General features: G+C 41.7%; 13 protein-coding genes. 6 read left to right on the top strand and 7 right to left on the bottom strand.

Going from position 1 to position 16,031, the window contains the following annotated elements; translation table 11 throughout:
* Window positions 1–225: 225 nt before the first annotated feature.
* Entirely contained in the window at window positions 226–1,113 is an 888-nt protein-coding gene (locus tag F0226_RS16770) for a D-hexose-6-phosphate mutarotase (protein WP_171736721.1), read from the bottom strand.
* A gap of 230 nt (window positions 1,114–1,343) precedes the next feature.
* Window positions 1,344–2,339, bottom strand: coding sequence for a type I glyceraldehyde-3-phosphate dehydrogenase (gap, locus tag F0226_RS16765; protein WP_171736720.1), 996 nt, complete (start codon window positions 2,337–2,339; stop codon window positions 1,344–1,346).
* Window positions 2,340–2,700: 361 nt separating this feature from the next.
* On the opposite strand from gap, the gene msrB reads away from it, so the two are divergent.
* Window positions 2,701–3,096, top strand: a complete 396-nt coding sequence (msrB, locus tag F0226_RS16760; protein ID WP_171736734.1) for a peptide-methionine (R)-S-oxide reductase MsrB — start codon at window positions 2,701–2,703, stop codon at window positions 3,094–3,096.
* A 40-nt stretch (window positions 3,097–3,136) separates the two neighbouring features.
* Here the strand turns inward: msrB and F0226_RS16755 are convergent, their stop codons facing one another.
* Window positions 3,137–3,967, bottom strand: a complete 831-nt coding sequence (locus F0226_RS16755) for a DUF2989 domain-containing protein (RefSeq protein ID WP_171736719.1) — start codon at window positions 3,965–3,967, stop codon at window positions 3,137–3,139.
* A gap of 103 nt (window positions 3,968–4,070) precedes the next feature.
* Between F0226_RS16755 and F0226_RS16750 the strand changes: the two genes are divergently transcribed.
* A complete protein-coding gene (locus tag F0226_RS16750) occupies window positions 4,071–4,352 on the top strand; it encodes a DUF1315 family protein (protein WP_137374678.1) in 282 nt (93 codons plus the stop codon).
* Window positions 4,353–4,559: 207 nt separating this feature from the next.
* On the opposite strand, the gene ansA is transcribed toward F0226_RS16750, so the two are convergent.
* Together ansA and sppA are read right to left on the bottom strand one after the other, a co-directional pair.
* Window positions 4,560–5,576, bottom strand: a complete 1,017-nt coding sequence (ansA, locus tag F0226_RS16745; RefSeq protein ID WP_171736718.1) for an asparaginase — start codon at window positions 5,574–5,576, stop codon at window positions 4,560–4,562.
* Between the two features lie 129 nt (window positions 5,577–5,705).
* Window positions 5,706–7,556 carry a signal peptide peptidase SppA gene (gene sppA, locus F0226_RS16740; protein ID WP_171736717.1) on the bottom strand — a complete coding sequence of 617 codons (1,851 nt, stop codon included), beginning with the start codon at window positions 7,554–7,556 and terminating at the stop codon, window positions 5,706–5,708.
* A 341-nt stretch (window positions 7,557–7,897) separates the two neighbouring features.
* Between sppA and F0226_RS16735 the strand changes: the two genes are divergently transcribed.
* The 3 genes from F0226_RS16735 (at window position 7,898) to F0226_RS16725 (ending at window position 12,752) form a co-directional block, all read left to right on the top strand.
* Window positions 7,898–9,907 carry an NADPH-dependent 2,4-dienoyl-CoA reductase gene (locus tag F0226_RS16735; RefSeq protein ID WP_171736733.1) on the top strand — a complete coding sequence of 670 codons (2,010 nt, stop codon included), beginning with the start codon at window positions 7,898–7,900 and terminating at the stop codon, window positions 9,905–9,907.
* A 220-nt stretch (window positions 9,908–10,127) separates the two neighbouring features.
* A complete protein-coding gene (locus F0226_RS16730) occupies window positions 10,128–10,676 on the top strand; it encodes an NAD(P)H nitroreductase (RefSeq protein ID WP_171736716.1) in 549 nt (182 codons plus the stop codon).
* Window positions 10,677–10,778: 102 nt separating this feature from the next.
* A complete protein-coding gene (locus F0226_RS16725; RefSeq protein WP_171736715.1) occupies window positions 10,779–12,752 on the top strand; it encodes a DNA topoisomerase III in 1,974 nt (657 codons plus the stop codon).
* On the opposite strand, the gene F0226_RS16720 is transcribed toward F0226_RS16725, so the two are convergent.
* Window positions 12,749–13,750, bottom strand: a complete 1,002-nt coding sequence (locus tag F0226_RS16720; RefSeq protein ID WP_171736714.1) for a DUF3080 domain-containing protein — start codon at window positions 13,748–13,750, stop codon at window positions 12,749–12,751. The two genes, F0226_RS16725 and F0226_RS16720, sit on opposite strands and share 4 nt — an antisense overlap.
* 323 nt (window positions 13,751–14,073) lie before the next feature.
* Between F0226_RS16720 and F0226_RS16715 the strand changes: the two genes are divergently transcribed.
* On the top strand, window positions 14,074–14,997 hold the full coding sequence (locus F0226_RS16715) for a histone deacetylase (RefSeq protein ID WP_171736713.1): 924 nt from the start codon (window positions 14,074–14,076) through the stop codon (window positions 14,995–14,997).
* Between the two features lie 210 nt (window positions 14,998–15,207).
* Here the strand turns inward: F0226_RS16715 and F0226_RS16710 are convergent, their stop codons facing one another.
* Entirely contained in the window at window positions 15,208–16,002 is a 795-nt protein-coding gene (locus F0226_RS16710) for a TrmB family transcriptional regulator (RefSeq protein ID WP_171736712.1), read from the bottom strand.
* Between the last annotated feature and the right edge of the window lie 29 nt (window positions 16,003–16,031).

Here is a 16,031-nt window from a genome sequence, read left to right as displayed (position 1 = left end):
TAACAATATAAGAAAGAGAAATTAGGAAGAAAATTTCCAAATGAACGAGATTTGTTCAATAAATTTGAGTTTAGATATGAGTCTAGGTGGGTATTTTCAAATAAGAAAGTAAATGCAGCCCTAAAGCTGCATTATATTCCGATGCTTAAATCGTTATCGAGCTTATTGATTAAGCAGGAGTTATCGATAAATTGTGCAAGGTTTAACCTATTAATAGTACAAGATTTATGCTTGAGTTGAGATCACTGTAACAAGCTGGTGGCTTTCACCTGGTGACAGTTCTTTGCCTGTTTCAATACTTGGAGCGTGCAAAGTTGACTCAACGCAAAGCATAGTGAGGTAACCGTCATCTTGCATATCACCCATACTTGCAGCACCTTCTACCCATGGGTTCCAAAGTACAGCAGAATTATGCCCTTTGTTGTGGACGGTGATAGTGCGGTTTAACACTTCATCTTTAACTAGAATGTTTTCTTCAGGTTGAGTGTAAACACGATCAATCGAATCGGTTAATACTAAGCTTGGTTCACCTTGGCAAACTTTAGCATCTTGTAAACCATCAATGTATTCCGGTCCCATACCTGTTGTCACTGTTTTGTGAATATCACCAACGTTTAGGTAAGTGTGTAGAGCCCCAGAGAATTGCCATGCCTTATCATCCGTATTTTTAACATCAAGAGTGATCACTAACTCTTCAGATATTTCGACATTCAAACGAGCTTCAAATTGATGTGGCCAAATAGCTAATGTTTCTTCATTAGGTTCAAGTCCAAGGCTCACAATGACACCTTTTTCACTTTCACGATGTTCAACAATTCGCCACTGGCTAGATCGTGCAAAACCGTGCGCAGGTGCGGCTACTCGACCAAACCAAGGCCAACAAACTGGTACGCCGCCACGTAAAGCGGCTTTACCATCAAAGTTAGCTTGTTGGCTCATCCAAATTAGGTCTTCTTGCCCCGTCGGCTTAAAAGATACAACGTGACCACCATGCAATGAGATAGCTGCAGTTGCTTTGTCGTGAATAACTCTGACAAGCTTTACGCCATCTTTTTCAACAATAGTAATGTTGTCAGAAAGGACACTTAAAGCTGGTAAGTTTGATAAATTCATTACGATACCCTCATGGATAAATAAGATTCAGATATTGGCTTACGTTAAGCTGTCTAGGGAGTTTTTTCCTATCCTATCGTGACAATATTTGAATCTTATTTAGAGTTTTAGACGCTAAACTCAAATTTTGGATACAAAAAAGGCGACTCAAGAGTCGCCTTTTAATATCTATTGTCTCAAGACAAGTACTGCTAATTGCGACTAACCGAAGTTAGGTCACTAAGTAATAATTACTTAGAGATGTGAGCAACTAGGTCAAGAACTTTGTTTGAGTAACCGATTTCGTTGTCGTACCAAGATACAACTTTAACGAATTTGTCAGTTAGAGCAACACCAGCTTTAGCATCGAATACTGAAGTTTGAACTTCACCGATGAAATCTTGTGATACTACTTGGTCTTCAGTGTAACCAAGAACGCCAGCCATTTCGCCTTCAGAAGCTTCTTTCATTGCAGCACAAATTTCTTCGTAAGATGCAGCTTCTTTTAGGTTAACTGTTAGGTCAACTACAGATACGTTAGCAGTTGGTACGCGGAAAGCCATACCAGTTAGAAGACCGTTTAGTTCTGGAAGAACAACGCCTACAGCTTTAGCAGCACCAGTTGAAGATGGGATGATGTTTTGAGAAGCACCACGGCCACCGCGCCAGTCTTTAGCAGAAGGGCCATCTACAGTTTTTTGAGTTGCTGTAGTAGCGTGAACTGTAGTCATAAGACCAGATTCAATGCCCCACTTATCGTTAAGTACTTTAGCGATAGGTGCAAGACAGTTAGTAGTACAAGAAGCGTTAGAAACGATGTCTTGACCAGCGTAAGATGCTTGGTTAACGCCCATTACGAACATTGGAGTTGCATCTTTAGAAGGACCAGTAAGAACAACTTTCTTAGCACCAGCAGTGATGTGCTTACGTGCAGTCTCGTCAGTTAGGAAAAGACCAGTTGCTTCAGCAACTACGTCTACTTCGATAGCATCCCACTTAAGATCTTCTGGGTTACGCTCAGCTGTAACACGTACAGTTTTACCGTTAACGATTAGGTTACCGCCTTCAACTTCAACAGTACCGTTGAAACGGCCGTGAGTTGAGTCGTACTTAAGCATGTAAGCCATGTAGTCAACATCGATAAGGTCGTTGATACCAACAACTTCGATGTCATTGCGCTCTTGCGCTGCACGGAATACGAAACGACCGATACGGCCAAAACCATTAATACCTACTTTGATAGTCATTGTAGTTGCTCCACAACTTAATTTCTGATTAAAGATAACTGGTAGTAAAATTACAGAATCCAGTATACATCTGCAATAGATAATCCGTCTTAACTTGTTTAAAGTCAAAAAAAAGCGACGCTTTTCTTAACAATTACATGTAAACGATTGAAATTTGAACGATGCAGGTGGTTCTGTGTGCTTCCAGTTGGGTAAAATACCTCTAAATGACGATTCACTTATGAGTGTATATGTACAATGTATCTCGGGAAGGAAGTATGTGCTACAAAACCAGATAGATGCAAGTTTTTATAGAAAAAAGTAAATATAATAAGAGTTAATGTAGAGAGATATTAACGTGAAGAATGCAAGAGGAAATACGATGAAGCCTGATGAATACTGGCGTGAACGCCTTACAGATAATGAATTTGAAGTATGTAGATTGCGCGGCACTGAGGCTCCGTACACAGGAAAACTGCTGCATAATCATGAAACTGGCATTTATAGTTGCACGTGTTGTAGTGCTCCGCTCTTTGTGTCTGACAATAAATATGATTCAGGGTGCGGTTGGCCAAGCTTTGATGCGCCTATTAATGATACATCAGTACGTTATATTGAAGATCTAAGTCACGGTATGAAGCGTATTGAGATTAGATGTGCAGCATGCGATAGCCACTTAGGTCACGTTTTTCCTGATGGTCCACAAACAACAGGCGAAAGGTTTTGTGTAAACTCGGTGTCGTTAATTTTCAACAAAAACGAAAAAAGCGGTGAATAAGTCACCGCTCTTGTTTGAATTTTTCAATTTTGTATAAATGTTAGCTTTGCTTATCCCATTTAGTTGGAACAAGTGAAGCTTTAAACATCCCTTCTTCAATCGCGTCTTCTATTGTGTCTGCGATATCATTCAGCTCTTGATACTTTTCAGTATTGAAACGATACATCACTGAAAGTTCTGCCTGTGATGCAATGGGTACTTCAAAGCGTTTCGCCACCATTGCCCACATATACGCCTTTTCTAAATTACCAAGACGGTGGTTAACACTGGCGAGAGATTTGAATATTTCAGTATTGACCTTTTTACCGTTAGATAGAACCAGTGCATCTTTCAATAATGAAATGGTTTTTGGATAATCTCGTGTTGTATAGAATGTTGCCAGCGCATACTGCATTTCTGCTGTGTTTAATGCTTTAGTGCCTTCAAGCTGAAGAAAGCTACGCCTTGCATCGGTATTGCCTGTTTGAGACCAAAGGAAATATAAGGTTTCTGGTTCTTTTGAATCAGATAGATCATCGACAATACGTTCAAGCTCACCAATGCTGTGCATTAACGCAGAGAATCGACGTTGTTTCAAAGCGGATTGATCGATAGGTTCAAGCTGAGAAGCAAGCTCAAGACATTTCCGATAGGCGGCAACTAATGTGTATTCTTTTACTTTGTGTGCATCGGTTGGCTGTTTTAAAACTTCAAAGCGATGCCATATTAAATCGGTACGTGGAATTCGACATTGCCCATCGTTCATGTTGAGCTCTGAACATTGCAAACCTTCATGGCTTTCACAAAGTTGGTCTGTGTTTTTATTACCTTCTAGGCACCCTGATAAAACCACAGGCGCTACGGCTAAACTTAGCCATTTTAAAATTCTCATAATCCTTCACTTGTGATCAAATACACTTATTTATTAGCTTCTTCTTGACTCAAATTACCCAGAGGTTACTTTCTGGTGAATAATGTAACGAGAAAGGCATCCCATGAATTCAGAACAACTCCTAAGCGCGATGACGCCAGATGTATACGAACGTTTAACTTATGCCGTTGAAACCGGGAAGTGGCCTGAAGGCACTGTACTTTCACAAGAACAGCGTGATTCATGTATGCAAGCTGTCATGCTTTACCAGTCTAAGCATAATGTAGATGCTCAGCATATGACAGTGGCAGCGGGTGGTGATATTAGTTTTAAGTCAAAGTCTGAACTAAAAAAGCAATTTCATGCTGAGCAGCAAGATATCGTTAGAGTGAATCCAAACGATTAATATCTATTTCTTCGGTCTATTTTATATATGCTCATTGCTATCTATGTAATTTAGAAGAAAGACAGTGGTTTTCTTATATAAAAAAGGCTGGTTATTTATGATAACCAGCCTTTTAAAATCAGCTATTGAGCTATTGAGCTATTGAGCTATTGAGCTATTGAGTACATAGCTATTTAGCGCTTTTTGCCATTCAACTTTATAGACTCTTTATAAACTCATTTCGCCACGCAACACTTGTTGCATCTGAGCCTTCACTTCTTCGTAGCTTAAGTTTTGGCTCAACAGGTAATGTAACTTCGCCAGTGCCGCTTCTGGTGTCATATCGTAGCCACTGACAACACCTGATTCCGCTAGTGCACAACCCGTCGCGTAGCCACCCATATTGACTTTACCTGCCAAACACTGAGTTAGGTTCACCACAATAACACCTCGCTCTGAAGCATCTTTTAAGTGCTGAAGAAGTTCTTGATTTTGTGGTGCATTACCAACACCAAAAGTAAGCAGAATCATTGCATTCACCGGCTGAAGTAAAGTGTTGCGAATCACTTCATGTGAAATACCAGGGTACATGGTAATTACACCAATAGGTTGTGGTGTGATGTTATGTACGCGGAATTCTCCTGCTGGTTTTTTATCTACCACCACGTTATTACCTAACTGGATATTAATACCTGCTTCAAGTAATGGTGAGAGGTTTGGTGACGTAAAAGCGTTAAAGCCGTCGGCATGAGACTTAGTGCTGCGATTGCCTCGCATCAACTTATTATTAAAGAATAACGTCACTTCATTGATTGGGTAATTAGCGGCAAGGTGCAAGGCATTGAGCAGATTTGCTTGTCCATCTGAACGTAATTCTGCTAGTGGGATTTGAGAGCCCGTGACGATAACCGGCTTACCGAGATTTTCTAGCATGAAAGAGAGCGCAGAAGCGGTATATGCCATGGTATCTGTGCCGTGCAAGATAACGAAGCCATCGTAATTATCGTAGTTTTCACGAATATCATCAGCAATAGTTTGCCAGTCTAATGGCGTCATATCGGAAGAGTCCATCAATGGTGAGTACTCATGGATGGTGTACTCAGGCATTTCAGAACGATGAAATTCAGGCATGCTTGCCAGTTGTTTATCCATAAAGCCAGCGACAGGTACATAGCCATGGTCGTCAGATTTTTGCATACCGATAGTGCCGCCTGTATAGGCGATGTAGATATGTTTTCTTGGCATAGTGATAATTACTTAGTGTTATATGGGGAACAGGGCGGCGATTATAGCGGATTATGATGTAATAAAAAGAGGCACCTCACACAGAGGTACCTCTCGTCATAACTAAATTGAATCAATCTTGAGTCGCGCTTATTGAACCTGGCAGTTCAGGCAGAAAGCATAGCGTCCCTGAGGATCGTTAAAGCTCTCTAATAGTTGGCTATCTTGCACTAATTGCTGGGTAACTGGCTGTAAACTGCTAGGAACCAGAGATTGAATATCAAGCCCAATAGAAACCTTAACTTGGTTCATGAACTCTTGGATGAATTGCTCGGTTGGAGACAATGGCTCTTCTACCCAATAGATATTGTAGCTTTCTAGTTCAGCAAGAGCTGCGGCACTACTAATGGCGTCATCAAAATCACCCATTTTATCCACAAGTCCGTATTGAAGAGCATCTTGACCTGTCCAAACTCGACCTTGAGCAACCTTGTCGACTTCCGATAGTTCAATGCCACGGTTTTCACTGACTAGGCTAATAAAGCGATGGTAGCCATTTTCAATGCCCATTTGGAAAGCGTCTTTAGCGCCTTCTGAAAGCCCGGTAGTGATACCTAACCCAGAGAAAGGAGATGTGCCCACACCGTCTGCATACACACCTAAGTTATCTAAACCTTTCTCAAATGTTGTAATAACACTGAAGATACCAATAGAGCCTGTTAAGGTCGTTGGTTGTGCGAAGATTTGATCTGCGCCCATAGAGATCCAGTAACCACCAGAAGCGGCTAAACTTGACATAGAAACCACAACTGGTTTACCAGCTGCGCGAATTGCGTCTATTTCATTGCGAATCACTTCAGATGCAAAAGCACTTCCACCAGGGCTGTCTACACGTAATACCACCGCTTTTACTTTGTCGTCGTTACGAGCTTGGCGAAGCAAAGAAGCGGTTGTGTCACCACCGACTGTTCCACGTGGTTGGCGACCATCCATAATTGCGCCGCTTGCCACTACAACTGCAACATCACTGTCAGCTGTATCCATTTTAGGCAGCATAGTTGATTGATATTCATAGTAACCGAGAGCGTTATAGCTATCTTCCCCGTCACTGCCGAATACGTCTGCTAGTTCAAGCCTAACTTGTTGACGAGTTGATAGTTGATCGACAAGCCCCAGTTTTTTTGCAAGATCAGCAATATTGCCATCTACTGATTTTAGATCTTCGAGGAAAGAATCCATGCTTGGGTTGAGAGTGTCCGCGGATATTTGGCGGTTATTGGCAACATCATCGACATATGCTCCCCATAATTGACCCAACCAGCGAGAAGCTGATTGCTTCGCTTCATCTGACATATCGTCACGGATGAAAGGTTCGATGGCTGATTTATAAGTGCCAACTCGGAATACGTGTGTGTTCACGTCCAGTTTTTCTAAGAACGTTTTATAGAAAAGGGAGTAGGCACTGTAGCCTTTTAGCATCACCCCACCATCAGGTGACATGAAGATTTTTGTCGCATAACTGGCTAAGTAATATTGGCTTTGATTATAGAAATCACCAACCGCATATATAGGCTTACCAGAGGCTTTAAACTCGTTCAATGCTTTTGCTATATAGCGTAGTTTTGTAAGGTTTGTCTCAGGTAATTCACGTAGAGCAAGCACAATACCGGTGATGTTATCGTCGTCTTTTGCATAGCGAATGGTTTCAACGATATCAAAAAGCACATTCTCTTTCGGTAAGTCTTGACCAAAGATAGAACCAGTCAGAGAGTCGACAGGGTTGATGTAGCGACTTTGCTCGACAATCGGACCTGAAAGGTTAAGTACTAAAGCAGATTGTTGCTGAACTGTTGGCTGCGTTGGGGTGGAGTAAAAATACACAAAATAAATCAGTGCAATACTCAGTAAAAAGAAAATGTTAGCTAACGCTAAACGAATAAAAGTGATGAGCTTCCATATTCCTTTGAAGATCATGCTAATAAATTTGAATATTTTTTTCATTCTGTCTCCACAGCAAGATTACGGCTTTATTAGAACGGTTATACAGGTAATCTTAATAATATTAACTGCTTAGTATCCTACGTTAATTCTAACAACCAAACTATCTTTCATCGAATATTCACAGGTCAATACCGTTAATTGATATCAATTCTCAGTTAAGTAACACACTTTAACACCTCAGTAAGTGTAGGTTGCTTCCCGTGACTTGGTGATTTTACCTTTATGATCGGCTTTCAATTAACTGCGCATTATGATCGGTGTTACATAATTGTAAACAGGTGTTTGATATTTTGGTTTTTGAGTAATACTCTGGTCTGACCACGAAGATAATAAAATAAGTGATGTCTGCCATGTACCCACATTTGCTCGAACCATTAGATCTTGGATTCACTCAATTACGTAATCGCGTATTGATGGGATCAATGCATACCGGATTAGAAGAAAATAAAGAAGGTTTGCATAAACTCGCCGCTTTTTATGAAGAAAGAGCAAGAGGTGGTGTAGGGCTTATCGTTACGGGTGGTTTTTCCCCGAACTTGCGAGGCAGGCTTCACCCATTCAGTGCGGAGTTCAGCAAACCTAAGCACGCCAAAGCACATAAAGTTGTGACTGATGCTGTGCATAAGCATGACGGTAAAATCGCACTACAGATCTTACACGCTGGTCGTTATGCGATGCATCCCTTTGCTCAAAGTGCTTCTGGTATTAAAGCGCCGATAGCCAAGTTTGCCCCTAGTGAAATGAGCCCTCGCCAAATTAGAAAAACGATTGATGCTTTTGCAAACAGTGCAGAACTGGCACAACTTGCAGGCTATGACGGCGTGGAGATCATGGGTTCAGAAGGCTACTTGATTAACCAATTCATCTGTAAGCGAACCAATATGCGTTACGACGAATGGGGGGGATCTTATGAAAAGCGCATGCGTTTTCCTCTTGAAATTGTAAAAACGATCCGTGAAGCCGTAGGGAAAGATTTCATTATCATCTTCAGATTATCGATGCTTGATTTGGTTGAACAAGGCAGCACCTTTGACGATGTTGTATTGCTGGCTAAAAAGTTAGAAGAAGCGGGCGTTACGATCATCAATACCGGTATTGGCTGGCATGAAGCCCGTGTACCGACAATTGCCACTCAAGTTCCTAGAAGTGCTTTCTCTTGGGTCACAGAGAAAGTGAAACCGCATGTTTCTATTCCTGTGGTGACTTGTAACCGAATTAATACACCAGAAGATGCCGAAAGAATTTTGAGTTCTGGGCAAGCTGATATGGTGTCAATGGCGCGGCCATTCCTAGCCGATCCAGATTTCGTTAACAAAGCAGCCCAAGACCAAGCTAAATTCATCAATACCTGCATTGGCTGCAACCAAGCTTGTCTTGATAATGTGTTCAAGGGGAAAAGAGCCAGCTGCCTTGTTAACCCTAGGGCATGTTATGAAACAGAAATTGTGGTTCAACCTGCAGTGACGAAGAAAAAAGTAGCGGTTGTGGGAGCAGGTCCAGCAGGGCTTGCTTGTGCGACGACCTTGGCCCAACGTGGGCACGACGTTGACCTACTAGAGAAAAATGACCGTATCGGTGGTCAATTCAGATTAGCCATGCAAATCCCCGGGAAAGAAGAGTTCAGAGAAACGATTCGTTATTTTGCTAATCAAATTGATGCATCAGGGGTCAATCTTAAATTAGACACGGAAGCCACATTCGAAATGCTGCTTAAATACGATGAAGTTGTTATGGCAGCAGGGGTAGAGCCAAGGAAGCTAGATATTGAAGGTATTGAACAAAGCAATGTTGTGGATTACCAAACGCTCATTCGTGAAAAAACAGTTCTTGGCGATAAGGTCGCAATTGTTGGGGCTGGTGGTATTGGTGTGGATGTCGCGACAATGCTAACGGAACCTGCTTCTCATAGTCTTGATGACTGGCTACACGAGTGGGGCATTGATAAAAATATGGAACACCCAGGGGGATTGTATCCTTACCCAGACTCTCTCAGTGAGAAAACCGTTTGGGTGATGCAGCGTAAAGCTGGTCGCGTAGGTAAAGGTCCTGGTAAAACAACGGGGTGGATTCATAAACGTACGCTTGAAAAGCGCGGTGTGAATTTGTTAGGCGGCGTGAGTTACCAAAAAATTGATGATCAAGGGCTGCATATTGAAATCAATAAGAAACAGCAAGTGCTAGACGCTGATTCGGTGGTTGTTTGTGCAGGGCAAGTGTCTGTTCGTCCATTTGAAGATATGTGGCAAGAGTTTGGTGGCAAACTGCACGTGATAGGCGGTGCTGATTATGCGGGTGAACTGGATGCTGTGCGTGCGATTCGCCAAGGTGTTGAGCTAGCCATCAAGCTGTAGAGCGGGTTCTCAAGCCTTAGAAGATCGTTAAATGTTCTTGCTAAATGAGCTTGAAGTGGAAAAGTAAATAAGGCTACTAAGTCATAAGCTTAGGAGCCTTTGTTGTTTCCAGTACCGTTTTAAATAATGCTATAAATGGACAGCTGTTGAGATTTATTATCGTTTGTAATCTGTGCTACAGTTCAACTATACAAACAATAAAAATTAGTAAGGACTTCAAATGGATGCTTTGGATCTATTGCTCAACAGACGCTCAATCGCAAAACTCTCTGATCCGGCACCTGAAGGTGTTGCGTTAGAAAATATTATCAAAGCCGGTTTACGAGCTCCTGACCATGGTGCGCTAACGCCATGGCGCTTTGTGATTGCACAAGGTACAGGCTTACAAAAGCTTTCCGATATTTTAGTTCGAGCAGCTGAAGCGGACGAAAGTGAAGAAGCGGTCATCGACAAAGTAAAGAAAGCGCCGTTTCGAGCACCTATGGTTATCACTGTCATCGCAAAAGTGACGGAACATGACAAAGTGCCTGCATTCGAGCAACATTTGTCTGCGGGTTGCGCTGCACAAGCAATGCAAATGGCCGCAGTTGCACAAGGTTTTCAGGGGTTTTGGCGTTCAGGAAAGTGGATGTTCCACCCAGAAGTACATCAAGCGTTTGGCTTAGAAGGGGAAGACGAAATTGTTGGTTTCCTTTACCTAGGCACTCCAGGTTGTACGCCAATGAAAGTCCCAGAAAGAGAGTTCTCTCAATTTGTTGAATTTCTGTAAGTTAATACGAAGTTTTTAGCTGTACAAATAAACAGTTTTCCTTGATTTATTAGAGCCACATTAGATAATGTGGCTCTAATTATTTATAGCTATTGGAAAACTATGTCTCGTCTTATCATCGCCGAAAAACCAAGTTTAGGGCGTGCGATTGCAGCAGCATTACCTAACCCACAAAAGAAAGACCAAGGTTTTATTCGTTGTGGTAATGGCGATATCGTTACATGGTGTATTGGTCACTTATTAGAGCAAGTTGAACCCGATAGCTATGATGCACGCTATAAAAAGTGGAACTTAGCCGATTTACCGATTGTTCCTGAACAATGGCAGCTTCGTCCAAGAAAAACATCCAGTAAGCAGCTCACAGTAATCAGAAAGCTACTCAAAGAAGCCACTCAAATTGTTCATGCAGGCGATCCTGATAGAGAAGGGCAATTGCTTGTTGATGAAGTCATTGATTACTGCAAGGTTTCTAAAACCAAAAAAGAAGCGATGCAGCGTTTACTTGTCAGCGACTTAAACTTGCCTGCGGTTAAACGAGCATTAAATCAAATGCGCAGTAACCGAGAATTCATCCCACTTTCTATCTCCGCTCTTGCACGCTCACGTGCTGATTGGTTATACGGAATGAATATGACGCGCGCCTATACCTTATTAGGTCAAAAAGCGGGTTACCAAGGTGTGTTGTCGGTAGGGCGAGTGCAAACGCCAGTGTTAGGTTTGGTGGTTCGCAGAGATGAAGAAATAGAAAACTTTGTTTCGAAAGACTACTTCACTTTGCATGCGCTAATTCCATACCAACCAACGGATGGTGGCCAAAGTGGTCAGTCATTTGATATTCGAGCTCGCTGGAAACCAAGCGAGGCATGCAAACCTTGGCAAGATGAAGAAGGACGAGTACTTAATCGTAAATTGGTTGAAAATGTGGCTAATCGCATTACGAATCAACCTGCGACCGTTATTGAGTCTGAGCAAAAACAAACCAAACAATCCGCTCCTTTACCTTATTCTTTATCTGCCTTACAAATTGATGCTGCCAAGCGTTTTGGTATGAGTGCACAGCAAGTCTTAGATACCTGTCAGTCTTTATATGAGAAACACAAACTCATTACTTATCCGCGTTCGGACAGCCGTTACCTCCCTAAAGATCATTACTCTCAAAGAGAATCTGTTGTTGATGCTATTGCGAATAACGCTAAAGAGCTTTCAAGCGGCGCTCAAGGGGCTGATTTATCTCTTAAGTCGAAAGCTTGGAATGACAGTAAAGTTGATGCCCACCATGCGATTATCCCTACGCCTAAAAAATCGTCGGTTAATGGCTTGTCAGCGAATGAAATGAAAATTTACCAACAAATTGCTAGGCAGTATTTAATGCAATTCTACCCACATGCGGTTTTTGCTGATGCGAAGTTAGTCTTTGATATTGCTGGTGGTGTTTTTACTGCAAAAGGACGTCAGCTTTTGAGCCCTGGCTGGAAAGTGCTTATGGGTAAAAGTGATACAGCGGAGAAAGAAGAAGGAGTCGATACGGTTCCACCTCTAGCGAAAGGAACAGTGCTAACTTGCCGTGAAGGGTTAATCAGCGATAAAAAAACCGAACCACCGAAGCATTTTACTGAAGCCACTATATTACAAGCAATGACTGGTATTGCTAGATTTGTTGCGGATAAAGATCTTAAAGCAATACTAAAAGAGACCGATGGCTTAGGCACGGAAGCAACACGAGCAGGGATTTTGGATACTTTATTTAAGAGGCAACTCCTGACTCGCCAAGGAAAAAGCATCCATAGTAGCCCTGCAGGTCGAGGGCTAATTAATGCATTGCCGACTGATTCAACATACCCAGATATGACCGCTCACTGGGAGCATCAACTGCAAGGCATGGCTGAACGAAATCAAGCGTACCAGCCATTTATGCAGGCGCTTGAAGGAAAAGTTGATGGTTTGATGGCGCTAGTCAAAACGGGTGATGTGCCGGAATCATTACGTCATTTGCCTAAAGTGGAAAGACCTGCCTTCAAGCGTAGAAAAGGTGGAACACGTAAAAAAACAACCGCAAGAAAATCGACCAAAGGCTAGCCTAGCTTTCTACCGCAACGTTGAAAAATCTGCTGCCAATATTTTACGTGATCTAATATGGCTAGCCTAAACCTCTGGTGGCTGTCTTGGATTGGAAATTGATATTGGTGGCTTGAAAGCGTCTGAGAGAAAAGGGTTAGGCTTGGAGAAAGTGTTTGATAATAGCCATCAAGGTGAGCCATATAGGGTTGCACTTTTTCTATGTATTGCTGTTCAAATACGTTATTTAGATAGCGAAATTGGGTTTGGTCACGCTGTTTTCCACAAGTGATCTTATGGTCATTTTGTTCTAGTTGGGTCGTGATTAAAGCCAGCTGAAATGCGGCATTGGCTAAAGAGTAATTCAAATCCCCAATAATAGGGTTTCTTTCCAAAACCTCTTGTACGTCTACAGTTTTGGTTTGGGTTGATGGTGTGAGTATAGCGCTATTGAGAAAAGTAAGTGCATCGCTGACTTGCCCTACCCGAACATCAACATCTTCATTTATCCAGCCTTTAAATCTAAGCTGACTTTGCATTGCTTGGCTTGTATACAGCAGGTTCCATTTATGTATTTTAAGTTGAGCATCTTTCTTTTTCTTAATCTCAACGAGTTGCTGAACGACGCTATCATCTAACTTGGTGACGTTGTTGGTTGCTAAGCACGATTCTAAACCCTCAATTAAAGCCACTTGGTAGTCAAAGTTACGAAACTCATCGGCGACTTTTCCAAGTACCGAGTTTCTTTCTGCTATGAGATTAAATAGACCACACTGGCGCAGTTGGTAACTGTCTAATAGGCTGATCGATATTTCAGGAGGGCTAATGAAAAGTTCACGCTTACGTGGCAAGGGTGAAGCTTCGAATTCACGAGTTAGCTGACTTGCATCTTGAACTCGAGCGATACGTTCGTGATAGTCGTTAAAAACATCGCCAGGAGATGCTTGTTTACACCCTGATACCAAGACGAAGATCAGGGAGATAAATAACGAAGATAGTGGCTTGCGAGTAGTCGGCATATGTTAAGTGTAGCGAAGTTTATCAAGTCGGTTCAAGATCAGGCTAATACACTTAATTTTTATACACTGAAGTCTCATGCCCAACTTTTAAGCTACATTGTTCACCGATATCAGAAAATCGACAGCCCACCAACTTAACATCATAAAGCTGATAAAAGCACCGAGTGCCGCGAAGGTACCTGCAAATACACCTAAGAAGAATGAGTAGTTAAGATTCATAAAAAGCCAAATAATTATATTGATTGATAATTATTATCATTTAATTAAGTTGAATCCAAGCTTTATCCTGATACCATTTTAGTATCTCAGATTTGGTACCTTGTATGATCCCTCTTATTTATCATCCGTTCTACTCTCAACTTCCATTGCCTGACGGGCACAGATATCCAATAGATAAGTACAGGTTGCTCTATGAAGCAGCGATACAGCAAATCGAGACACTGCCGTCGTGGTCGGGTGTATTCAATTTTGTGGTACCAGAGAAACTTAATGTTAAACAGGTTAAACAAGTTCATTGCCCTGATTACATTGACCTATTAGTTCAAGGCTCTATGCCTGCGGCTAAAATGAGGCGGATTGGTTTCCCTTGGAGTGAGCAGTTAATTGAGCGCACATTACTGTCGGGAGGGGGGACGTGTTTAACGGTGGAACTGGCGATTGAACATGGACTGGCTATCCACTTGAGCGGAGGGTATCACCACGCACACTATGATTTTGGTAGTGGTTTCTGTTTAGTGAACGATCTGGTTCTGGCTGCGAAACACGCTCTAGAATTTGATGGTATAGATAAAGTGCTGATTATTGATAGTGATGTTCATCATGGGGATGGCACCGCGACATTATGTGCTAATGATTCTGACGTGATTTCACTGTCATTTCATTGTGATAAGAATTTCCCTGCCAGAAAGCCAAGTTCTGATTTTGATGTTCCTTTAGCTAGAGATACGGGTGACGAAGAGTTCCTAAACTGCTTTGAACAAGTGACAAAAATGGCGATTGCACACCATCAACCGGATCTGATTATTTATGATGCGGGGGTCGATATTCACATTGAAGATGAACTTGGCTACTTAAATATTACGACAGAAGGTATTTATAAGCGTGATTTATTCATGTTGGCATTAGCAAAAGAGAAAGGGATTCCGATTGGATGCGTAGTTGGTGGTGGGTACCGAACGCAACATGAAGACTTAGTACCTATTCATTTGCAGCTGTTAGAGGCGGCAGTGAGCCTAAATGTATCTTAATCTGTTGGGGGGTGTTTTCGATATTTTATAAGTTTATTGTTCAGCCAGTCTTCACTTCGCCGTCACCCTTTCTCATCTGGTTAATTATCTAAACACCAGAGATCAGTGTTCATAAATGATTTTTCCAGCAAAGAAAAAATTGTTAGTAAAACCATAGCTGGAAAAAAAGAAAATCCGCTGATTTTTCAGCGGATTATTAAAATGTGACCATTAATGTTTCTTAAGTTCGTCTAGCACCATGGAATTGTGCTGTTCATGAATAGTGTTCACACGCACGCGTTTTTCAGGCTCTAAACGTTCGTATTCAGTTAGATAGATATCACTATGAATATGCTCAGCAATCATCTTAACGATCAGCCGATTATTCGCATACAACCCCACGGTTTCTTCACGATGAGAAAACATCAAGGCTAGCTTCATATCTGCCACACACATAAAGCGATGAGAAGGGTATTCTGTCTCTTCCGTTTCAGATCGTGAGTATAATTCTATCTTTTCGTGCGGTTTCGCCATTTTATTGAATGAGAAACCGATAACTCTTACACCACGCTCTACTGCATCGCATAATTCTTTTGAAAATAGCTCTAAATTAAAATCAGTGTTGAGGTAAACCTCAAGGTTAGCCTGGTTAATAATTTCTTTGGCTTTTTGCAGCAAATTCTCAGAGCCTGTGAGGTTATAGACGAATTCTTTTTCCTCTTGCAGCATCATCTTTGAAAGTTCTGTTTTGAGGATATTAATGTTCTCTACAGTCTTCTTTTCAATTTGGCTGAAAATTAAATCAGGTGATTTGGCTTCATACTCTTTTGTGTCCCCATCGGACATAAAGATATAGCCATTGGTGTAGAGATTATCTATCGATGAGTAGACAGAAGATCGCGAGATAGAGATCTCTTTCGCTATTTTATATCCGCTGGAGCGGCCATTTTTCAGCAAATTAATGTAAACAAGTGCATCGGTTTTGGTAAATCCAAAATCCATCAATTTGGTCACTAGCTCTGACACGGGTTGTCCTCTGAAACTATTCAATGTTT

It is taken from the genome of Vibrio sp. 99-70-13A1, from assembly GCF_013114625.1.
Taxonomy (GTDB): domain Bacteria; phylum Pseudomonadota; class Gammaproteobacteria; order Enterobacterales; family Vibrionaceae; genus Vibrio.
This window is presented reverse-complemented; position numbering and strand designations above follow the sequence as displayed.